The organism is Krasilnikovia sp. M28-CT-15, from assembly GCF_047159595.1.
In the GTDB taxonomy this organism is placed as follows: Bacteria; Actinomycetota; Actinomycetes; order Mycobacteriales; family Micromonosporaceae; genus Actinoplanes.
Genome location: NZ_BAAGAK010000001.1, coordinates 2,033,936 through 2,054,223 on the forward strand (window position 1 = coordinate 2,033,936; position 20,288 = coordinate 2,054,223).

Genomic DNA, 20,288 nt, shown 5'->3' on the forward strand with positions numbered 1-20,288 from the left:
CGTTCAGACCAGGGCGCGGTCGCGGCCCGCACCGAAGCGGTCCAGCACGCCGGTGGGTGCCAGCGCCCGCACCAGCAGCCGGCCACCGGCCCCGGCGATCACCGTGCTGCTGACGACGGTCAGCAGCGCGTACGGGATGCGGTAGCTCCACACGTCCAGCCCGGCGTTCCAGTAGAAGAAGTCGAACAGCGCGGCGCCGACGCCGGTCAGCGCCCCCGCCAGCAGCGCCGCGGGCAGCCGGTACGAGCGGTAGCGCAGCGCCGCGAACGCCACCTCCGCGCCGAGGCCCTGCAGCAGCCCCTGCACGATGACGATGGCGCCCCACTGGTCGCCGAGCAGCGCCGAGATGATCGCGGCGAGCGTCTCGGTGTACAGCGACGCGCCCGGCTTGCGGATGATCAGGCCGCTGAGCACGGCGGGCAGCAGCCAGACCCCGTACAGGATGGTCTGGGCCGGGGGGAAGAACGCGAAGGCGCCCTGGGTGGCGGCCCACAGCAGGTTCCACGCCCAGAAGACGACACCGAACGCGACGGCGATCACCGACGCGATCACGATGTCGACCGTCCGCCAGCCGTTGGTGGTTTTCATGGTGCCTCCCGGGGTTCTATCGCGAACCGAGAGAGGGCGCACGTCAGCGACGCGGCTGGAGAGACCGAACTCCCTGCGCTGGCATTACCCAGATCAGGTTCGAGGGTCTGCGGGCCGGGGTGGCCCGCACTCTCAGCGCTGTGCGCTCCCCTGTCGGATTGCATGTGTTTCGATGACGCTAACACCAGGTCGCAGCGGGGGACAGCGAGGGAGGATCACGCATGGAGATCAAAGCCCGCGGGTTCAGCTTCGACGTGTACGCCGACGGCCCAGCGGACGGCGAGCCGGTGCTGCTGCTGCACGGCTTCCCCCAGGATCACCGCGAGTTCGACCTGATCCTGCCCCGGCTGCACGCGGCCGGGCTGCGCACGTACGCGCTGGATCAGCGCGGTTACAGCGCGGGCGCCCGGCCGGACGCAGTGGCTGCGTACCGCCTGCCCGAGGCGGCCGCGGACGCGGTGGCGGTGCTCGACGCGCTCGGCTGCGAGTCGGCGCACGTGGTGGGCCACGACTGGGGCGCCCAGGTGGGCTGGCTGCTGGCGGCCGGGCATCCGCAGCGGGTCCGCTCGTACACGGCGGTGTCGGTGCCGCATCCGCGGGCGCTGGCGAACGCGCTGCAACGGGAGCTGCGGCAGCGGCTGCGGTTCGCGTACATGGCGGTCTTCCGGGCCGGGTTCGCGGAGAGGCTGTTGCTGGCCCGCGACGGTGCGATGCTGCGCTCGATGCTGAAGCCGGTCGGTGCGCGCGCCGCCGGATACGCCGCGGCGATGCGGGAGCCGGGCCGGCTGACCGGCGCCCTGAACTGGTATCGGGCGCTGACCCGGGGCCAGCTGGCCGGAGTCGGGAAGATCACCGTGCCGACCACGTACGTGTGGGGCGAGGCCGACCCGGTGCTGGGCCGCACGGCGGCGCTGGCCACCGGCGACTGGGTGGAGGCCGACTACCGGCTGGTCGCGATGCGCGACGTCGGCCACTGGGTGCCCGAGGAGGCCCCGGAGACGCTGGCCGAGGCGGTGCTGGCCCGGGTGGGGGTTTGACCGTCCGCCGCGGGGGGAATGCCCCCCGGACCGCTGACCGTGGGGGGAGCCGATGGCCGCCGAGAGACCCGAGCTGCCGGGCGAGAGCGAGCGGCAGCGCTGGAACCGCAACTTCGGCGACCTGCTGCAGGAATTGCGGGTGGCGCAGACCGGGGTGCAGATCCTGTTCGCGTTCCTGTTGACGCTGCCGTTCAGCAATGGCTTCCCACACACGAATCAGTTCCAGCGCGCCGTCTACCTGGTCGCGTTGATCTCCGCGGCGTTCGCCGCCACGCACCTGATCGCGCCGGTGGCGTTCCACCGGGCGCTGTTCCGCCGGGGCCGCAAACCCGAGCTGGTCCGGTACGCGCACCGGATGGCCACCACCGGGCTGGCCTTCATGCTGATCTCGATGGTCAGCAGCGTTCTGCTCATCACCGACTACATGCTGGACCTCTGGGCCTCGTTGAGCCTCACGGTCTTCGTCGGCGCCTGGTTCCTGACGTACTGGGTGGTCGTGCCGTATGTGCGGCGTAGCTGGATCGACGCCGACGACGCGGAGGAGGACCGGGACTACGCCTCGGGCGAAGACCCGGTGGGTGAGGAGCGGTGACGGGGCGAGCCGCACCCCGTCCCGGACAGTCGATCGGCGACGCGGGTCAACTCCGGGCCGGGCGCAGCCCGAGGCTGCGTAGTTCGAGCGCGGCCAGCGCGTCCACCGCCTCGGGGTCACCGTCGCGCCAGGACTGGGCGATGTCCGGGCTCAGCCGGATCAGCTCGTCGAGTGGGCGGCCCGCCAGTGCGCGCAGTGCCAGCAGGTCGCGCCCGGCGGGCTGCTGACGGACCCGGATGGCCAGCCCGGCCCGGCGCATCCAGCGCAGCCGCAGCGGCAGCCAGCCGAACAGCACGAGGGTCAGCGGCAGGGCCACCACGACGAACGCCAGTACCCCGGCCACGGTGCCGACCAGTTCCTGCTGCTGGCGTCCCGCGTCAGCCAGGGTCCGGGCCGCGTCGGCGGCACCGGTGAACGGCCTGGTGAGCTGGTCACCGACCACGGGGACGCCGCCCACCTTGCTGCCCACGTCGGCGAGGTTGTCGGCGATGCTGGTGCCCGCACCCTCCAGCTTCGCGCCGGGGATGCCCAGTTTCAGGACGGTCTCGTGCACCCAGAGCGCGGCGCGGATCCACGCGTAGACCCACAGCGCGACGAGCAGGTCGGTGGCGATCTGGCGGAGGGCGACGGGGAGCCGGTCGGCGTACCACTTCACGCGCCACAGCGTCGCACGGGCGGGCCCGGCGCGCCGGGTGACGCGATCAGGCCCGGGCGCAATCGGGGCAGGTGCCGAAGATCTCGACCGTGTGGGAGACGTCCACGAAGCCGTGCTGGCCCGCGACCCGGTCCGCCCACGCCTCCACGGCCGGGCCCTCGACCTCCACCGCCCGGCCGCAGGAGCGGCACACCAGGTGGTGATGATGCCCCTGGCTGCACCGCCGGTAGAGATACTCGCCGCCGGGCGGGCGCATCACGTCGATCTCACCCGCGTCGGCCAGAACCTGCAACGTCCGGTACACCGTGGTGAGTCCGACCCGTTCCCCGCGGGCCTTCAGCATGGCGTGCAGGTCCTGGGCGCTGTGGAAGCCGTCCGCGGCGGCCAGCACCGCACTGACGGCGCTGCGCTGGCGGGTGTTGCGCACCGCGGTGGCGGTCTGCTCCCCGGTCACGGGGCGCCTTCCTTCGCGTGGCTGACCGCGTCCGCGACGATGTGGGCGACGTGCTCGTCCACAAGCGAGTAGGCGATCTCGCGCCCGCGGCGGGCGCCGCGCACCACCCCGGCCCCGCGCAGCACCCGCAGGTGCTGCGAGACCAGCGGCTGGGGCGCGCCCAGCTTCTCCACCAGCTCGTGCACGCACCGCTCGCCCGCGCCGAGCTCGGCCACGATGGCGACGCGGATCGGCGCGGAGAGCGCCCGCAGCAGCTCCCCGGCCGCCTCGTAGGCTTCGTAGCCGGTCGTCGTCGTCACCGCAGCCACGGTACCGCTCATTCGTGCAGCACCACGTCCGGCGGTTCGGCCACGACCCGCTCCGGCGCGACCGGGGCGGCGCGGCGGCGCAGCGCCCGCCACGTCGCGGCGCCCACGGTGAGCGCGACGAAGGCGGCGATCGCCAGGATCACGATGGTCGCGCCCGGCGCGGTGTCGATCTGCCCGGACAGCCACACCCCGCTGGCGGCGGCACCCATGCCGATGGCCATGGCCAGGATCATGGTGGCGCGGAAGCCGCGGGTGACCTGCTGGGCGGCGGCCACGGGCACCACCATGAGCGCGCTGACCAGCAGCAGTCCCACGGTGCGCATGGCGATCGTGACGGTCACGGCGGTGGTCACCGCCATCAGCAGGTTCAGGGTACGGACGGGCAGGCCGGACACCCGCGCGTACTCCTCGTCGGTGCAGACCGCGAACAGTGCGGGCCGCAACACCACCATGACGATGAGTACGGCCGCGCCGAGCCCCGCGATCACCGCGAGGTCCTGTGGCGAGGTGGTGACCAGCGAGCCGAACAGGTACTGCACCAGGTTGGCGCTGGTGCTGTCCGGCGACAGCCCGACCAGCACCACGCCGCCCGCGATGCCGCCGTAGAACAGCAGGGCCAGGGCCAGGTCACCGGAGGTGCCGCCGCGCTGGCGGACCAGCTCGACGCCGACCGCCCCGACCGCGGCCACCACCACGGCGGTGATCACCGGGGACTGGTGCAGCAGCAGCCCCACGCCGACGCCCGTCAGCGCGACGTGCCCGATGCCGTCGCCGATCAGCGACATCCGCCGCTGCACCAGGTAGACCCCGAGGGCCGGGGCGGCCAGGCCGATGACCAGCGCGGCGATCAGCGCGCGGACCATGAAGTCGTAGGCGTACAGGTCCATCAGTTCGCGGCCATCCGGTCGGTCGGCGCGACGCAGATCCCGCCGCGGGGTTCCTCGGCGTGCGGGTGCACATGATCGTGGCCCGGGTCGGCGTGGTGGCCCGCGGGATCCGGCGGGGCGCCCTCGTGCGCGATCCTGCCCTCGTGCACCACGACGGCCGTGTCGATCAGCGGCTGCAGCGGGCCGAGTTCGTGCGCCACCAGCAGCACCGTGCCGCCGCGCCCGGCGAAGCGGCGCAGGGTCTGCGCGAACGCCTCCTGGCTGGCCGCGTCCACCCCGGCGGTGGCCTCGTCGAGCACGAGCAGGTCGGGTTGCCCGGCCAGGGCCCGGGCGATGAGCACGCGCTGCTGCTGGCCGCCGGAAAGGGTCGTGACCGGGTCGCCGATCCGGTCGGCCAACTCCACGTCGGCCAGGGCGGCGTGCACGGCCTCACGGTCGGCGGCGCGCGGCGGGCGCAGGATGCCCCGGCGGGCCAGCCGCCCCGAGGCGACCACCTCGCCCACGGTGGCGGGGACCCCGCCGGTGACGCCGACCCGCTGGGGCACGTACCCGATCCGGGCCCACTGGCGGAACCGCCGCTGGGACACGCCGAACAGGTCGATCTCCCCGGCGGCCAGCGGCACCAGGCGCAGCACCGTACGGACCAGGGTCGACTTGCCGGAGCCGTTGGCGCCGAGGATGGCGACCACGCTGCCGGGCGCCACGGTCAGCGAGACGTCGCGCAGCACGGTGCGCCCGCCGTACGCGACCGCGGCGTGCCGTACCGAGACCACGGGGGCGCTCACGACGTGCACCCCAGGCCGGTACGCAGGGCGGTGAGGTTGCGGCGCATCACGGAAAAGTAGTCCTCTCCGGGCTCGGTCAGCCCCTCCAGCGGGTCGAGGACGGCGGTCCGGGCGCCGACCTCGCGGGCGACGGTCTCGGCGACCTTGGGGCTGACCAGCGTCTCGAAGAAGATCGTGGTGGTGCCGGTGCGTTCGGCCTCGGCGGCCACGGCGATGAGCCGCCGGGGCGACGGTTCACCCTCGGGGGTGACACCGGTGATGCCGACCTGGGCCAGCCCGTACCGCTGGGCCAGGTAGCCGAACGCGCTGTGGCCGGTCACGATCTCGCGCCGGGCGCAGGTGGCCAGGCGGGCCGCGTACTCGGTGTCGAGCGCGTCCAGTTCGCGGTGCAGCGTCGCGGCGCGCGCGGTGTAGCCGGCCGCGTGCGCCGGGTCGGCCTGGCCGAGCCGGGCGGCCAGCAGGTCGGCGATCGTCGCGAAGCGCCGCGGGTCGAGCCAGACGTGCGGGTCCATGCCCCCGGAGAGCCGGGCGGACTCCTCGCCGCCGGGTTCCGGGTCGGTGTCGCCGAGCGGCAGCAGCGGCACGGCCGTCGCGGCGTCGAAGGCCCGGTCGCGGGCCTCCAGCGCGACGGCCTGGTCGACCGCGGGCTGGAAGCCCTTCAGGTACGCGACCAGGTCGGCGTCGGCGACCCGGGCCACCTGTCGCGGGTTCAGCTCGACATCGTGCGGTTCGGCGCCCGGTTTGGTGAGGTTGGCGACCGTGGGAGCGTCCCCGGCGATCCGCTGGGCGAGGAACTGCAGCGGGTAGAACGCGGTGACGATGCGCAGCCGCCCGTCGGCGGCGCTGTCGGCCCGGGTGGTGCAGCCGGTGGCCGCACCGAGCAGGACGACGGCCGCGGCGGCGAGCAGGAGCCGGAAGCGCGTCACATCGTCAACTGTGGGTGATAATGACAATGATTGTCAAAAGCGCATGAGTGCACCCGTCACAGCGCCTTCGCCAGCGCGGCGACCAGCAGCACGACCAGCAGCAGCAGCCGGACCACCCGGGTCGCCGGGGCCTGCACCGGCCAGGTGGTGAACGTCAGCCCCGCCGCCCCGGCGGCCAGCACGATCAGCAGCGCCGCGCCCACGATGCCGGGCAGGAACAGCCCGGCCAGCAGCAGGACCAGCGCCACGAAGAACGCTGCCGTCGGGTTGACCCCGGCGAGCCGGCGGAGCAGCTTCTCGGACGGTGCCACGGTGACCTCATCTGCAGTGCGTACGCTGACGGCCATGCTGGTGCTCAACCGGTTCCTGATCCCGCCGGACACGCAGGACGCGTTCGTCGAGCGGGCCCACGCCGCCCTCGCGGCGCTGGCCGCCCGCCCCGGATACTCCTCCGGGCGGCTGACCCGCGCCCTGGACGACCCCGCCCACTGGACCTTGGTCACGGAGTGGGAGTCGGTCGGAGCCTACCGGCGCGCTCTGGGCGATTTCGACGTCAAAATGCGGACGATCCCGTTGCTCAGCGAGTCGGTCGACGAACCGTCCGCGTTCGAGACCCTGGCCGACGCCGCCCCCGGCGAGGCGGTGCGGGTCACGCCCAGCGACCGGGCCGCGCAGCCCTGGCGCTGAGCACTAGGCTGGGGCGCATGACCACGGCGCCCGCGGCCTACCCGCCACCACCGGTGGGCCCGCCACCACCGGCGGGCGCCGAGCCGCCGGTCGTGCCGGAGCCCCCGCCCGGCCCGGGGGTCTATCCGCCGTTCCCCGCGCCGCCCGTCGAGGGGCGCGGACGGCGCATCGGGCTCGGCCTGGGCATCGGGGCGGCAGTGGTGGTGCTCGTCTGCGGCGGAGCCTTCGCGGCGGCCGTCGGGCTCGGCGCGGTGATGACCCGGGCGATCAACGAGCAGGCCCACGTCGTCATCGGCAAGTATTTCGACGCGCTCGAACAGGGCAAATACACTGACGCGTACGGAATGCTCTGCGACAGCGAGAAACAACGCCAAACTCAGGCCGAGTTCACCGCGGAGCAGAGCGAGGCCGAGAAATTGACGTCGTACGAGGTGGGCGACGTCGACCTGACCGCGGTGGAGCTCACCGTGCCGGTCGACGCGACCTATCCCGACGGCAGCACGAACCGCCTCGAGGTCTACCTGGACCAGAGCCCCGACACGGGCAAATTCCAGGTCTGCGGGGTGGAGGAGTAATCTCCTGACTCGTCCAATTCACTGATTTCCCCGCCGACAATCCAGCCGGCGTAGGAGGAACATGCCCGCCGACCGTATCGACTCCGTCGTCAGCCTGGCCAAGCGCCGGGGCTTCGTCTTTCCCTCCAGCGAGATCTATGGAGGCACGCGCTCGGCATGGGACTACGGTCCGCTCGGCGTGGAGTTGAAGGAGAACGTCCGCCGGCAGTGGTGGCGCACCATGGTCCAGCAGCGCGACGACATCGTCGGCCTGGACTCCGCGGTCATCCTGTCCCGCGACGTGTGGGCCGCCTCCGGCCACCTCGAGGCGTTCGTCGACCCGCTGACCGAGTGCCAGTCCTGCCACAAGCGGTTCCGCGCGGACCACCTGGAGGAGGCGTACGAGGCCAAGCACGGCAAGGCGCCCGCCTCGCTGGCGGAGCTGAACTGCCCCAACTGCGGCAACAAGGGCACCTTCACCGAGCCGAAGATGTTCAACGGCCTGATGAAGACCTACCTGGGCCCGGTGGAGAGCGACGAGGGCCTGCACTACCTGCGCCCCGAGACCGCCCAGGGCATCTTCGTCAACTACAACAACGTGGCCACGGCCGCCCGCAAGAAGCCGCCGTTCGGCATCGCGCAGGTCGGCAAGAGCTTCCGCAACGAGATCACGCCGGGCAACTTCATCTTCCGTACGCGCGAGTTCGAGCAGATGGAGATGGAGTTCTTCGTCGAGCCCGGCACGGACGAGACGTGGCACGAGTACTGGCTCACCGAGCGCTGGAACTGGTACCGCGACCTCGGCCTGTCCGAGGCCAACATGCGCCTGTTCGAGCACCCCAAGGACAAGCTCTCGCACTACTCGAAGCGCACCGTCGACATCGAGTACAAATTCCAGTTCGGCGGCACCGAGTTCGCCGAGCTGGAAGGCATCGCCAACCGCACCGACTTCGACCTGTCCACGCACTCCAAGCACTCCGGCGTCGACCTGTCGTACTTCGACCAGGACAAGGGCGAGCGCTGGATGCCGTACGTGATCGAGCCCGCGGCGGGCCTGACCCGCGCGGTGCTGGCGTTCCTGCTCGAGGCGTACGACGAGGACGAGGCGCCCAACACCAAGGGCGGCGTCGACAAGCGTACGGTGATGCGCTTCGACCCCCGGCTCGCGCCGATCAAGGTCGCGGTGCTGCCGCTGTCGCGCAACCCGGAGCTGTCGCCGAAGGCCCGCGAGCTGGCCGCCACGCTGCGCAAGCGGTGGGTCGTGGAGTTCGACGACGCGCAGGCCATCGGCCGCCGCTACCGCCGCCAGGACGAGATCGGTACGCCGTTCTGCGTCACGGTCGACTTCGACACGCTCACCGACGACGCGGTGACCGTCCGGGACCGCGACACGATGAAGCAGGAGCGGGTGTCGCTCGACCAGATCGAGCGCTACCTGATCGACCGCCTGCCCGGCTGCTGACCACCGCTCCGGGTGGCCCGGCGAGGGCCGGGTCACCTGGGGCATGCCGGGTGCGGCGACGTTTGGGCGGGCCCGTTACCGTGTCGCCGTGATGATCCGCTCGCCGGGATCCGACCAGGAGTCGGAGGGCAGTCAGGTCCTGGGTGGCCGCTACCGCTTGCTGCGACGGATCGGCAGCGGGGGCATGGGCGTGGTCTGGCTGGCTCGCGACGAGATCCTGCACCGCGAGGTGGCCGTCAAGGAGCTGCACTACCGCGGTGGCATCTCGGACCCGGGCCAGGACGACGGATATCGGCGCAGCCTGCGGGAGGCGCGCGCGGCGGCCGCGCTGAACCACCCCAACATCGTCGCCGTGTACGACATCCTCGAGCACGACGACCGGCCGTGGATCGTCATGGAGTTCGTGTCCGGCCGGTCGCTGAAGGACATCGTGGCGCAGGACGGCCCGTTGCCGGTCGACCGGGCCGCCGACCTCGGCCGGCAACTGCTGTCAGCGCTGCGCAGTGCGCACGCCGCGGGCATCATCCACCGCGACGTGAAGCCGGCCAACGTGCTGGTCGACGACGGCGACGTGGTGCGGCTGACCGACTTCGGCCTGGCCACGATGCCGGACGCGGAGAGCATCACCGAGCCCGGCGCGGTGCTCGGCACGCCCGGATACCTGGCGCCGGAGCAGGTCAACGGGGGCTCCCCGGGGCCGCCGGCGGACGTGTTCGGCGCCGGCGCCACGATCTACCACGCGGTCGAGGGGGTCGGGCCGTTCCACCGCGACGGCCTGTTGCCCATGCTGGCCGCGTACGCCCGGCACGACCTGAGGCCGGCCGGAAACGCCGGTGCGCTGCAACCGGCCCTGCAGCGCATGCTCGCCGCCGACCCGGCCGATCGGCCCACCGCGGCGCAGGCTTGCGAGTTGCTGCAGAACCCGGCGGTGCGGCGGCCGCGGTGGCCGATCTTCACCCGTGCCACCGCGTGGCGTGAGGCGGCGCGGATATTCCAGGTCGCGGGGGCGATGTTCATGCTCGCCCTCGGCGTCCGCCGGATCGCGGGCCTGGGCCCGCTGGAGCTCCTGCTCAACCTGGTGGACCCGGCCGGCGGAATCGTGCTGACCGACCAGCTCGACGTGTTCCGGGCTCTGGGCTGGGCGCTGACGTTCCGGGCGGCGCTGAGCCGGCACCGCCGTACGGCCGCCGCACTCGCCGTGTTCGCCGCGGTCCTCGAACTGGCACGGGCAGCCAGCAGCAGCTATCCGGCGCCGTCGGTCCAGTTCCTGGGTTCCGCCTGGTGCATGACCGTGGCGGTGGTGGTCGCCGCCGTCTCGGTGTGGCTCGTCTCGGAAGATCCCGTCGCCCCCCGGCCCGCTTCGCTGCGGTGGTTCGTCGCAGCGCTGGCCGTCACGTTGGCTGCCGGCGTCTGCGACATCTGGCAGGGCCGCACCGGTCAATGGCTCGCGGCCAGCGTCAACGGCAAGCGCGTCGTCTACCTCGGCGTGCCGTTGTATCTGATCGCCGTGGGGCTCGCCGGGTGGGGAGTGTGGCAGGTGGGCGCTCCGGTCCGGCGTCGGCTCGTCGTGCTGACCGCACCGGCGTGGGGCGTGGGGGCCATGGTGAACTACGGATTCATCGGCGGCCTGGAATCCGTCCTGCAGTATCACCCACCGGCGATGCTCGCGCTGGCGCAGGCGGCGGTCCTCGCGGTGACATCGGTGCTGGCGTTCGTCGTGTCGGCGTTCGCCGTGAACCGCTGGGAACGGTTCCGTTCCGGATCGGCGCTCCTGCCGTTTGCTGCCTCGGAGCCCGGTCAGACCGAGACGACCTGACCGGCCTTCAGAGAGGTGACGTGCCGGATCCTCGGGCGGTTTTCGGGTAGCGTGCCCGGATGCTTGTCGATGAGAGCCTCGCGGCGCTTCGCCGACTCGATTGGCGGATCACGCCGGAGTCACGGGCGGCCCATCGTGCGCTGTTCACGCCCTTGCACGAGACCCACGGATACCGGGCACCGGTCGTGCACCGGGACCTCGCCTACGGCGACGATGCCCGGCAACGGCTCGACGTGCACACCGCCCCGGGCGCCGCGGGCAGGCCGGTGCTGGTCTTCCTCCACGGCGGCGGTTTCACGGCGGGCGACAAGACCTTGCCGGGCACGCCGTTCTACGACAACGTCGGCGGATGGGCCACCGGCAACGACGTGGTCGCGGTGACGATGACCTACCGGTTGGCGCCCGAGCACCCCTGGCCGTCGGGGGCGCAGGATGTCGCGGCCGCGGTGGCCTGGATCCGGGAACACATCGCGGGCCACGGCGGTGACCCGGACCGGATCGTCTTGATGGGGCACTCCGCGGGTGGCACGCACGTCGCCGGGTATCTCGCCGGGCAGGCGGGTACGGCGGCGACCGGTGTGATCGCCGCGGTGCTGCTGTCGGCGTTCTTCGACCCGGCACCGGTCCAGCATCAGGCGCCGATGCGTGCCTACTTCGGCGAGGACCCCGATCGGTACCCGATGCAGTCCGCTGTGGCCGGTCTGGTCGGCAGCGATGTGCCCCTGCTCGTCGCGGTCGCCGAACGGGACCTGCCCGACTGCCACGGGCAGGCCGTCGCGCTGCTCGACGCGATGCTGGCGCACCGGGCGAGTATGCCGCTGTTCGTGACCATTCCCGACCACACGCACCTGTCGGAGATCCAGTCGCTGGGCTTGGACGACGAGGCGTTCGGTGCGGCCCTCGCACGGTTCATCCGCCGCGCGTAGGTTCGTCAGCGCGATCAGGGAAACCGCCGACTCACCGGAACGGCGACCGCACCGTTCGCGTGTCGTGCAGCGCGGCGAGAATGGTGTCCCAGAAGTCGAAGGCCGTCGTGCCGTGTCCGGCTTCCGGGAATGTCACCAGCAACGCGTGGGGGATCCGCTCGGCCAGCCACCGGCCGTGCTCCGGCGGGACGAGCCGGTCCTGATCGCCGTAGTACAGGCGGACGGGACAACCCAGTGCGCTGATGTCGATGTCCCACTCGCCTCCCCAGGCGACGTTGTCGCGGGCGTACCCGTCCATGTTGTGCAGGGCTTCGCGCAGGTCCACCGCCCACAGCAACCGCTTGTGCCGGTCGAGCCACCGCAGGTCGTCCGGTGGCGCGCCATCGAGGTACGTCGCCATCATGGCTTCGTCGTCGAGCGAGAGCAGGTCGCCGGTCTCGGCGGCGAGCTCGGCACGGAAGCCCGCCAGGGCCTCCTCGATCTGTCCGGCGTCGGCGAGGCTGAGGAACTGCCGCTCCGGATCGTTCGGATCATCCGGGTTGATGATTCGCCACGGTCCGATCCCCGCGACGACGGTCACCTGGACCACCCGCTCCGGACCGGCCAGTGCCGTCGCGAGTGCGTACGGGCCGCCGCCGGAGATTCCGGCCGTCGCGAATCGCTCGATGCCGATCGCGTCGGCGATGCGGATCGTGTCGGCCCCGACCGAGGCGAGGCTGGGCGGGTTGGTCGGCACGTCGCCGTAGCCGGGGCGGTTGAAGGAGATCAGACGGATCCCGGCCCGATGTGCGGCCGCGTCGACCAGGGCGGCCGCATGTCGCGAAGCCGGCGTGCCGTGGTGGAACAGGACCGGCAGCCCGCCGAGGTCGCCGCCTTCGCGGACCGGCAGCCGTCGTTCCCCGGCCAACGTCACGATTCGTTCCACTACCCCTGCCCCCATGCGGAGATCGTGGCCCAGAGGCGCGCGGGTCCGCACCCGATTCGGCGACTTGCCGCCGGGCGGCACGGCATCATGACCTCGGCCGCCCGACGTGAACGGCCCGGTGACCTCGGTCACTGGGTCAGTCTTTCGCAGACAACATTCGAAACTCGCGTCCCCGTGATGCGCATGCGTCATCACGGCAGCCACCCTATGTGACGAGCTGACCACGCGCACTCGAAGGCGCCCCCACGAATATGGCGATGGCCGGTAATCTTCCCGGCTCGCGGCGGGAACGTCGTGGCTGTACAGAAATGTATTGACGCTGCAGAGAATGCACGCTGTCGAAGGACGGGGAATCCAATGAGAACAATGGTGGCATTGAGTGCTGCCGCAATGGCGGTCCTGGGCTTGGCCCCGGGAATCGCCAACGCTGCTGAGCCGAAAGGAAAGCCCGAGCCGAAGGTCACTGTCGTGACCAAGTTCGCGCGAGTCGCCGGCGAGAAGGCGACGGGCAAGGTCAAGGAACGAGTCCGCAAGCACGTCAACGACGCCATGCGCCGGTCGCAGCTGGTCGCCGACTCCGACCTGGAAGCGTTCACCGCTGACATTTCCGGCGGGCAGCTCACCGCGGTTGTGCCCAAGGGCGTCGAGCCCAAGAGCGCCGTTGTCGTCACCGAGGAAGGTTCCAACCAGGTTGGGCTGGGTGCGGTGTTCGAGACCCCGGAAGACTCCGCGGCGCCGCAGGCAGCGGGGCATTCGGCCGGCTCGGGCTTGGCGCGAGTGGGGTACAACTGCCGCACGATCTGGTTCGACAACCCCTCGAGGGGCGCCAGCGACGACCAGGTCTACGACTGTTACGAGAAGTTCAAGAAGTCGAGTACCGAGTACATCTACAACCGCTACTCGAAGGTCACGGTCGGCCAGACTTCCGCGGCGATCCGACGCGAGGTTCAGGAGTTCACGGTCCGCTTCCGTGAGGCGAAGGGCTACAACCGGATCACTGGTGGTCCGTACAACTACGGGCCCCGCCCGGGCAGCCTGGAGTGCAACAACGCCAAGTTCTCGTACGGCGGCCTGGACATCCCGCTGGTCTCGTGTGGCGGTATCGAGAACCTGGCTGGAGGTTCCTACTTCCAGACCGGGACGCGGTACACCGGGCACGAGACGAAGCAGAAGTACATCGACTCGTACGCCCGGTACACGTCCAACGGCAGCACGCCGATCTGGTCGGACTACGTCTGGGTGACGATGGGGAGCTGTGGCGACATCCCCTTCGTGCCCTGCGCCAACGGCCTGAACCGGTGGGACGAAACCTGGAACGACGGGCTGTGGTCCCGGTGATTTCCGGCCGGAGCCGCTCCTTCGGGGAGCGGCTCCGGCACCTTCCTCTTCTCGTCGTCGCCCTTGCCGGCGTGACGTTTGGCCTCGCGGGATGCCGCCCGGACACGGGCACGGCACCCGCAGCGGTAGCACCGCCGACCGCCGGGGACTCGCCCACCACAGCCGTTGCATCTCGCACTGCTTGCGGCGAACCGACTACGCGATACGACGAGCTGTGCCGTACGGTCACCGTGTCCGGCAGGACGTTCCGCTACCTGCTGTTCCGAGCTGCGCGTGGGACGTCCAAGACCGTGATCTTCGATGGCGGTGGACCGGGCTTCTCCAATCTCTCGAACATCAGCGTCACCTACGAGCAGGTGGCTGCGGATGCCCAGGCTCGCGGGTTCAACCTGCTTGTCCTGGATGAGCCGTGGGTGGTGGCGCCGGACGATCCGGCCTGCCGGTCGGCCATGGCGTCGTTCTACCGCGAATCCAAGCAGCGGTATCCCCGAGCGGCCACCGGCGGCGCCGTTACCTCGATGCGCCGAGCCTGCCTGTCAGGTGACAGCGCAACCAACACCGCCGACAACTACCGCGACGCGGTGGGCGCGATCGAGCGGACGGAGGGGGTGTCCGTCGTCCGGCTGGAGGGATATTCCTTCGCGTCGGTCCGCGCCGCCTATCTCGGAGCGGTGCGCCCGAACCTGATCGCTGCGGTCAGCTCGCCCTTCCCCGTGGGTGCAAAAGCGGCTGACTTCTTCACTGCGCAGGGAACCGCCGCCCGAACCCTCCGCGGCGCGGTCAAGGGCAGTGGCTGGGTGCCGGACTCGGCGCTGGCCTACTACACGATCACCGGAACGCTTCCGAAGGACATGGACCAGGCCACTGCGGCCCGGGGGTTGTGGCAGGTCGACAGTGCCGGCGACATGTCGTTGTCGCGAGTGGGCTACTACTCGGAAATCTGTGCCGCACTTACCGACTGGGCCGGTCTGGCCGGCGTCGGCCACCAAGCCGGTTCGGCCGTTGCGGCGCTGGCCTCCGTTCATGCGGCCTGCGCCACGGAGAATCAGCCAGCGACACTGAAACTGCCGGCGAAGACCTGCTTCGCCGTCCTGGCGAGCGATCCGAACTCTCCGTGGGTGCCGTCGCTTGTCACGCGCCGGGCTCATATCGAGACCGTCGCCAAAGGCGAACACGGAAAGGTGAAGATTCCCGGATGTCAGTAGATGACAGTAACCAGCGAACGGCCCTGGACCGCCCCCGGCTGTGGTGGCGTCTCGTTGTCGCCTGCACCGCTTTGTACGTGCTGGTGCTGGCCAGCAACTACGTCTTGCTCTGGTTCACGAGCACTGCGCTTGTCTGGGCCGTCGTGGAGGTAATGCTCGTCGCGCTCGCAGGGTTCGCGGCGGCGAAGGACCTTTCCGTAGTTCACCAACGCCACCCGTTGCGACGCATCGAACGCATCGCGTTGATCTCGGCCGCAGTGCTGGTGCTGCTGTGGCTGGTCGTGCTGGTGCTGCTGAATTGGGCCGCACCCGAAGGCGGGGCCGACGTCTTCCATCTGCTGACCGGGCTGATCGTCGCCATCCCCGTGCTTCCCCTGGCCGCATTGGCACTGCCCGGCACCATGGCCTTCCGCCATGCCCGCAAGCCTGAGCGGTCTGCGCTCAAGATCAGCTCTGCCTCCGGGCAAGGGTGATTGCTCCGGGCCAGCGGGTCCGAGACCCGTCTGGTCCGGCGGCGCGGTCGGGCAGCGCGGCGGGTGCGCCGTGCTGCTCCTGGCGGGGCGAGAGCTCGAAGTCTCTCGTTCCAGCCCCATGATCGTCGGTAATCGAGCTGGTCGGGGAGAATGGCGGGGTGACTCTTGCTGTGACATCGCCGCTGGCCCTCGGTCGGCATGAGGTCTGGCCGCCCGTCGTGCTCGCGCCGATGGCCGGCATCACCAATGTCGCGTTTCGCTCGCTCTGCCGCGAGCAGGGCGGCGGCGTCTACGTCTGCGAGATGATCACCACACGGGCGCTGGTCGAGCGCATCCCCAAGACGCTCAAGATGATCGCGTTCGCCCCGGACGAGGACTTCCGCAGCCTCCAGCTCTACGGCGTCGACCCGGAGGTGACCGCCGCCGCCGTGCGGATGGTCGCCGAGGAGGGCCTCGCGGACCACATCGACCTCAACTTCGGCTGCCCGGTTCCCAAGGTCACCCGCCGGGGCGGTGGCTCCGCGCTGCCCTGGCGGCGTCGGCTGTTCGGCCGCATCGTCCGCCAGGCCGTCGCGGCGGCCGCGCCGGCCGGCATCCCGGTCACGGTGAAGATGCGCAAGGGCATCGACGACGACCACCTGACGTACGTCGAGGCCGGGCTGATCGCCCAGGAGGCGGGCGTCGCCGCGGTCGCCCTGCATGCGCGTACGGCGCAGCAGCGCTACTCCGGCACCGCGGACTGGGATTCCATCGCCACCCTCAAGCAGGCGCTCGACGTGCCCGTCCTCGGCAACGGGGACATCTGGGAAGCGTCCGACGCGATGCGGATGGTGGCGCACACCGGGGCGGACGGGGTGGTGGTGGGCCGTGGTTGCCTGGGCCGCCCGTGGCTGTTCGCGGACCTGTCCGCCGCGTTCGCGGGCGCCCCGTCGCAGGCCCTGCCGACCCTCGGCGAGGTCGCCGCGATCATGGTCCGACATGCCCGGCTGCTCGTGCAGGCACTGGAGGACGAACGGCACGGCTGCGCCGACTTCCGCAAGCACATCGCGTGGTATCTGAAGGGCTTCCCGGTCGGCGGTGACCTGCGTCGCAGCCTAGCCATGATCTCGTCGGTGGCCGAACTGGAGGACCTGCTCGGAAAGCTCGATCCGCAGATCCCGTTCCCGCGGGAGTCGCTCGGTCAGCCGCGCGGCCGGATCAACGCCCCCGGCAAGGTGTCCCTGCCGTACGGCTGGCTCGACAGCCGCGACGATGACACCGTGCCCGACGGCGCCGAGCTGGACGACTCCGGCGGCTGACGTTCCGTTGGCGGTCGGGCACCCATTGTCGATCTTCTCCGTCGGTTGTCGTGAGCGGATACAGTTCGACGACTGTGAACGACCGTCACCGCCGTACCGTGGCCGCCCTGATCCTGACCGTGGCGCTCGCCGGCTGTCAGCCCGGCGCGGCGCCGCGGCCCGCTGCCAGCGCTGCGGGCCTGCCCTCGCCGCAGGTGACGGCGAGCGCGGCGCCCCCGCCGGCTGCCGCCGCAGCAGAGGAGATCGGCGTGGCCGACCCGAACGCCGGGCGGGCTGCCGGAGCCGAACTCGGCGAGGCGAGCCCGGTCCCGGGCGCGAGCATCGCCGCACTTCCCGCGCCGGTGGGCCGGGGCGCGGTGCCGCGGGGCACGCGCGGGCCGGTGGTCTTCCACGGGCCGCGCGACCGCAAACGCATCGCGCTCACCTTCGACTCCAACATGACCGACGCGATGCTGCGGCGGCTCGCCGACGGCAAGGTCAAGTCGTACGCCAACACCGCCGTCGTCGACGAGCTGCAACGGACCCGTACGCCCGCGACGTTCTTCCTGGCCGGCAAGTGGATCGAGGCGTACCCGGAGCTGACCCGGCGGATCGCCGCCGATCGGCGTTTCGAGCTGGCCAGCCACTCGTGGGCGCACGAGGGGTTCCGGCCCGGCTGCTACGGCCTCGGCACCATCGACCGCGACGCCATGGCGGCCGATGTGGAGCGTTCGTTCCAGGTGATCGGCCGGTTCACCGACCACCCCAGCAGGTACTTCCGGTTCCCGGGTGGCTGCTACGACAAGGCCGCGCTGACCGCGATCGCTCCGGTGGGCTGCACCGTGGTCGAGTACGACGACGTGTCCGGCGACGCGTTCGGCGCCGACCCGAAACGGATCGCGGCGGACACGGTGGCGCAGGCCCGACCCGGCTCGATCGTCGTGCTGCACATCACCGAGGCCAACGCCCCCAGGACCGCGGTCGCCCTTCCGTCGATCATCAAACAGTTGCGCGACAACGGCTATGAGCTGGTCACCCTCGGCGATCTGCTGGCCTGAGCCGTCCGCTGTGGCCGTATGGTTTCCGTCACGTGCGACGCAGAGACTGCGGCAGATATTCACCTAGGTCCCTTTTGCGCTCCCCGTCGACGGCCCCATGATCGTTATCGTGTCCCGGGCCGTCCTCAACCCCCTGGGAGTTCATCGTGACCTCGCGACTGTTCCTGCGCGCCGGGATCGCCGCCGTCCTCGCCGTGGCCGCTGCGGCGGCACCCGCGGCGGCGGCCGCCGCCGCACCGGTTTCCGACCCGACGACGCTGGTGGCCGTGACCGAGGTGGACGCGGCGACCCACCACAACCAGGTCTACCCGGTGGGGCGCGGCGCGGACGTGCCCGCCGCGCTCGGCGTCGCCAGCACCGGTGACACCGCCGTGCGGGGCCTGGTGCTCCACGTGCGCGCCGTGGACGACTTGGACCTGCCCAAGCGGTACGACAACTGCTGGTACTACGTGGACAGCAACCTCGACGGGGCGTACTGCGAATTCGACGACGAGCTGGCCGCCGGCGCGACCCTGGCGGTGGCCGGCCCGGTCGTGACGACCGCGGCGGACGCCCGGCCGGACAAGGTCAAGGTGATCATCTTCCGCTGGTTCACGAAGGCCGAAGCCGACGCCAAGGGCGGTGCGCAGAAGCTGGCGCAGGCGGAGGCCGACAAGGGTACGACGGTGCAGCGCGGCTCCGGCGCCACGGTGCGGCTCGAGGCGCGGTCGCTGCCGCTGCCCTCGCCCGGGGACCGGTACCGGGTGAACTTCGCGTACCCGAAGCTCGTCCTGCCGGCGACCGAGCCGACCCCGACCGCACGGCCGACCGAATCGGCTCAGGTCAGCGCTCCGTCGTCCACCTCCCCGGCCGCGACGCCGTCGTCCAGTTCCGTGGCCGCGACGCCTGCGACTCCCACCAGCACGTCCGCGGCGCCGGGGGCTGCCGGTGGCGCCGGGGGCGGCGGCTCGCTGCCGCTGACCGGTACCCCGATCGCCGTGATCGGCGTCGCGGGCGCGGTGCTGCTGCTGCTCGGCGGCGCCGGATATCTCGCCGCGCGTCGGCGGCGGACGCGCTTCGTCGCCTAGTTCGTCGCGGGGTCGGTGGCGGAAGCCACCGGCCCCGCGCTGTCCATCCGGGACAGTGCTGTCGGGCGCAGCTGGTGGGTCGGCAGCCATCGGGCTGCCATGAGCGCGGTGCCCAGCAACGGCACCGCGCAGCAGGCGACCAGGACGGGCATCGGTGCGATCGCGCCGCCCGCACCCACCCCGGCGTAGATCAGCACCGCGCACACCTCGGCCGCGAACCCGCTCACCGACAACACCGTCGCCCGCGTCCGGCTGCCGATGACCTCCTGCAGCCGCGTCTCGCTGACCACGATGGCGAACTGCAACGCGCCGAACGCCACCGCGATCGGCACCATGCCCGCCAGGTGACGGCTGAGCGCGCCCGCCGCCAGCAACCCCGCGGCCCCGGCCAGCATCGCCCCCAGGCGGCGCGGCGCGATCGCCGCCCACCGACCGGCCAGCGCGCTGCCCACCGCCATGCCCAGCGCGGGCAGCGCGAACAGCAGCGGCACCAGAGCGGTCGGGGCGCCTGCTGTCCGGGACAGCAGCGGCAGGTACTCGTCGAGCGCGGTGAACCCCGGCACCAGCGCGGCGAGGGCCACGGCGCGGGCGACGAACCGGCTGCCGTTTACCTCGCGCAGGCCCGCGGCCAGCGTGGTGGCGTATCCGCGCAGGCCGCCGAACTCGTCGGACGACTCGCGGTGCGGTGTCTCCGGGAATCCGAGCGCGAGGCATCCGCCCACCACCGGTACGGCGACGCTGAGCGCCCCGATCAGCGGGTAGCCGCCGAGGGCGTACGCCGGGGCGGCCAGGGTGGTGGCCGCGAGCATGGCCAGGATCCCGACCGTGCCGCTGCGCCCCGTGACACGGGCGTACGTGTCGGCGGCGCCGACCGCGGCCAACTCGTCGTAGACCAGCGCCTCCAGGGTGCCGGACTGCATCGCGCCGCCGACTCCCCACAACACGAAGCCCAGCGCGAAGCCGGGGTAGGCGGGCCACAGTATCCAGGTGGCGTACCCGGCGGCGATCAGGAAGGAGCCGAGCGCGTACAGGCGACGGCGCGACCAGGCATCCGCCCACGCGCCGGACGGGACCTCGCAGACGAACGACACGACCGACCAGATCACGAACAGCGACGAGATCTGGGCCGTGGACAGCCCGGCGTCGGCGAACAGCAGCGCGTACAGCGGGTAGAGGAGGATGCCCTCCTCGCATCCGCGGACCGCGTACAGGCGCCGGGTCAGGCGGTGGGCGGTGCGGCCGCCCTCAGGTCAATTCGGGTGTCGCGT

General features: G+C 71.4%; 23 protein-coding genes and 1 riboswitch. Of the genes, 13 read left to right on the forward strand and 10 right to left on the reverse strand.

The window, feature by feature from the left end; translation table 11 throughout:
• Nucleotides 1-3 precede the first annotated feature (3 nt).
• Entirely contained in the window at nucleotides 4-588 is a 585-nt protein-coding gene (locus tag ACMCNO_RS09690) for an ECF transporter S component (protein WP_412749070.1), read from the reverse strand.
• Between the two features lie 52 nt (nucleotides 589-640).
• A riboswitch (TPP riboswitch) is annotated at nucleotides 641-750 on the reverse strand.
• 59 nt (nucleotides 751-809) lie between these two features.
• Here ACMCNO_RS09690 and ACMCNO_RS09695 point away from each other — a divergent pair.
• Nucleotides 810-1,625 carry an alpha/beta fold hydrolase gene (locus tag ACMCNO_RS09695; RefSeq protein WP_412749071.1) on the forward strand — a complete coding sequence of 272 codons (816 nt, stop codon included), beginning with the start codon at nucleotides 810-812 and terminating at the stop codon, nucleotides 1,623-1,625.
• A gap of 52 nt (nucleotides 1,626-1,677) precedes the next feature.
• Nucleotides 1,678-2,217, forward strand: a complete 540-nt coding sequence (locus ACMCNO_RS09700) for a DUF6328 family protein (RefSeq protein ID WP_412749072.1) — start codon at nucleotides 1,678-1,680, stop codon at nucleotides 2,215-2,217.
• 46 nt (nucleotides 2,218-2,263) lie between these two features.
• On the opposite strand, the gene ACMCNO_RS09705 is transcribed toward ACMCNO_RS09700, so the two are convergent.
• Genes ACMCNO_RS09705 through ACMCNO_RS09735 form a run of 7 tightly spaced genes read right to left on the reverse strand, consistent with a single transcriptional unit; the run spans nucleotide 2,264 to nucleotide 6,543 of the window.
• Nucleotides 2,264-2,872, reverse strand: a complete 609-nt coding sequence (locus ACMCNO_RS09705; protein ID WP_412749073.1) for a hypothetical protein — start codon at nucleotides 2,870-2,872, stop codon at nucleotides 2,264-2,266.
• Nucleotides 2,873-2,918: 46 nt separating this feature from the next.
• On the reverse strand, nucleotides 2,919-3,326 hold the full coding sequence (locus ACMCNO_RS09710) for a Fur family transcriptional regulator (RefSeq protein ID WP_412749074.1): 408 nt from the start codon (nucleotides 3,324-3,326) through the stop codon (nucleotides 2,919-2,921).
• The gene (locus ACMCNO_RS09715; protein WP_130511222.1) at nucleotides 3,323-3,625 is read right to left on the reverse strand and encodes an ArsR/SmtB family transcription factor; all 303 of its coding nucleotides are present in this window, start codon (nucleotides 3,623-3,625) and stop codon (nucleotides 3,323-3,325) included. The genes ACMCNO_RS09710 and ACMCNO_RS09715 overlap by 4 nt, the downstream gene beginning before the upstream one ends.
• A 17-nt stretch (nucleotides 3,626-3,642) precedes the next feature.
• On the reverse strand, nucleotides 3,643-4,521 hold the full coding sequence (locus ACMCNO_RS09720) for a metal ABC transporter permease (protein ID WP_412749075.1): 879 nt from the start codon (nucleotides 4,519-4,521) through the stop codon (nucleotides 3,643-3,645).
• Nucleotides 4,521-5,306 (reverse strand): metal ABC transporter ATP-binding protein, encoded by a 786-nt coding sequence (locus ACMCNO_RS09725; protein WP_412749076.1) that lies wholly within the window; start codon nucleotides 5,304-5,306, stop codon nucleotides 4,521-4,523. Before ACMCNO_RS09725 ends, ACMCNO_RS09720 begins: the two co-directional genes overlap by 1 nt.
• On the reverse strand, nucleotides 5,303-6,232 hold the full coding sequence (locus ACMCNO_RS09730) for a metal ABC transporter substrate-binding protein (RefSeq protein ID WP_412749077.1): 930 nt from the start codon (nucleotides 6,230-6,232) through the stop codon (nucleotides 5,303-5,305). Before ACMCNO_RS09730 ends, ACMCNO_RS09725 begins: the two co-directional genes overlap by 4 nt.
• 56 nt (nucleotides 6,233-6,288) lie before the next feature.
• A complete protein-coding gene (locus ACMCNO_RS09735; RefSeq protein WP_412749078.1) occupies nucleotides 6,289-6,543 on the reverse strand; it encodes a DUF6703 family protein in 255 nt (84 codons plus the stop codon).
• 34 nt (nucleotides 6,544-6,577) lie between these two features.
• Between ACMCNO_RS09735 and ACMCNO_RS09740 the strand changes: the two genes are divergently transcribed.
• From ACMCNO_RS09740 to ACMCNO_RS09760, 5 genes are all read left to right on the forward strand, one after another.
• The gene (locus tag ACMCNO_RS09740) at nucleotides 6,578-6,919 is read left to right on the forward strand and encodes an antibiotic biosynthesis monooxygenase family protein (RefSeq protein ID WP_412753660.1); all 342 of its coding nucleotides are present in this window, start codon (nucleotides 6,578-6,580) and stop codon (nucleotides 6,917-6,919) included.
• A gap of 17 nt (nucleotides 6,920-6,936) precedes the next feature.
• Nucleotides 6,937-7,494 (forward strand): hypothetical protein, encoded by a 558-nt coding sequence (locus tag ACMCNO_RS09745; protein WP_412749079.1) that lies wholly within the window; start codon nucleotides 6,937-6,939, stop codon nucleotides 7,492-7,494.
• 61 nt (nucleotides 7,495-7,555) lie between these two features.
• Entirely contained in the window at nucleotides 7,556-8,935 is a 1,380-nt protein-coding gene (locus ACMCNO_RS09750; RefSeq protein WP_412749080.1) for a glycine--tRNA ligase, read from the forward strand.
• Between the two features lie 91 nt (nucleotides 8,936-9,026).
• Nucleotides 9,027-10,751, forward strand: coding sequence for a serine/threonine-protein kinase (locus ACMCNO_RS09755; protein ID WP_412753661.1), 1,725 nt, complete (start codon nucleotides 9,027-9,029; stop codon nucleotides 10,749-10,751).
• A 59-nt stretch (nucleotides 10,752-10,810) separates the two neighbouring features.
• Nucleotides 10,811-11,677, forward strand: coding sequence for an alpha/beta hydrolase (locus ACMCNO_RS09760; RefSeq protein ID WP_412749081.1), 867 nt, complete (start codon nucleotides 10,811-10,813; stop codon nucleotides 11,675-11,677).
• 31 nt (nucleotides 11,678-11,708) lie between these two features.
• Here the strand turns inward: ACMCNO_RS09760 and ACMCNO_RS09765 are convergent, their stop codons facing one another.
• Nucleotides 11,709-12,617: an alpha/beta fold hydrolase gene (locus ACMCNO_RS09765; RefSeq protein ID WP_412749082.1), complete on the reverse strand. Its 909-nt coding sequence runs from the start codon at nucleotides 12,615-12,617 to the stop codon at nucleotides 11,709-11,711.
• A 453-nt stretch (nucleotides 12,618-13,070) separates the two neighbouring features.
• Here ACMCNO_RS09765 and ACMCNO_RS09770 point away from each other — a divergent pair, with 453 nt between their 5' ends.
• From ACMCNO_RS09770 to ACMCNO_RS09795, 6 genes are all read left to right on the forward strand, one after another.
• Entirely contained in the window at nucleotides 13,071-13,940 is an 870-nt protein-coding gene (locus ACMCNO_RS09770; RefSeq protein ID WP_412749083.1) for a hypothetical protein, read from the forward strand.
• 230 nt (nucleotides 13,941-14,170) lie between these two features.
• Nucleotides 14,171-15,145: a hypothetical protein gene (locus ACMCNO_RS09775; protein WP_412749084.1), complete on the forward strand. Its 975-nt coding sequence runs from the start codon at nucleotides 14,171-14,173 to the stop codon at nucleotides 15,143-15,145.
• Between the two features lie 77 nt (nucleotides 15,146-15,222).
• Entirely contained in the window at nucleotides 15,223-15,618 is a 396-nt protein-coding gene (locus tag ACMCNO_RS09780) for a hypothetical protein (RefSeq protein WP_412749085.1), read from the forward strand.
• Between the two features lie 158 nt (nucleotides 15,619-15,776).
• Nucleotides 15,777-16,916: a tRNA dihydrouridine synthase DusB gene (gene dusB, locus ACMCNO_RS09785; protein WP_412749086.1), complete on the forward strand. Its 1,140-nt coding sequence runs from the start codon at nucleotides 15,777-15,779 to the stop codon at nucleotides 16,914-16,916.
• Between the two features lie 74 nt (nucleotides 16,917-16,990).
• The gene (locus ACMCNO_RS09790; RefSeq protein ID WP_412749087.1) at nucleotides 16,991-17,953 is read left to right on the forward strand and encodes a polysaccharide deacetylase family protein; all 963 of its coding nucleotides are present in this window, start codon (nucleotides 16,991-16,993) and stop codon (nucleotides 17,951-17,953) included.
• A 146-nt stretch (nucleotides 17,954-18,099) separates the two neighbouring features.
• Nucleotides 18,100-19,020 carry an LPXTG cell wall anchor domain-containing protein gene (locus ACMCNO_RS09795; RefSeq protein WP_412749088.1) on the forward strand — a complete coding sequence of 307 codons (921 nt, stop codon included), beginning with the start codon at nucleotides 18,100-18,102 and terminating at the stop codon, nucleotides 19,018-19,020.
• Here ACMCNO_RS09795 and ACMCNO_RS09800 read toward each other — a convergent pair.
• The gene (locus tag ACMCNO_RS09800; protein WP_412753662.1) at nucleotides 19,017-20,243 is read right to left on the reverse strand and encodes an MFS transporter; all 1,227 of its coding nucleotides are present in this window, start codon (nucleotides 20,241-20,243) and stop codon (nucleotides 19,017-19,019) included. The two genes, ACMCNO_RS09795 and ACMCNO_RS09800, sit on opposite strands and share 4 nt — an antisense overlap.
• Between the last annotated feature and the right edge of the window lie 45 nt (nucleotides 20,244-20,288).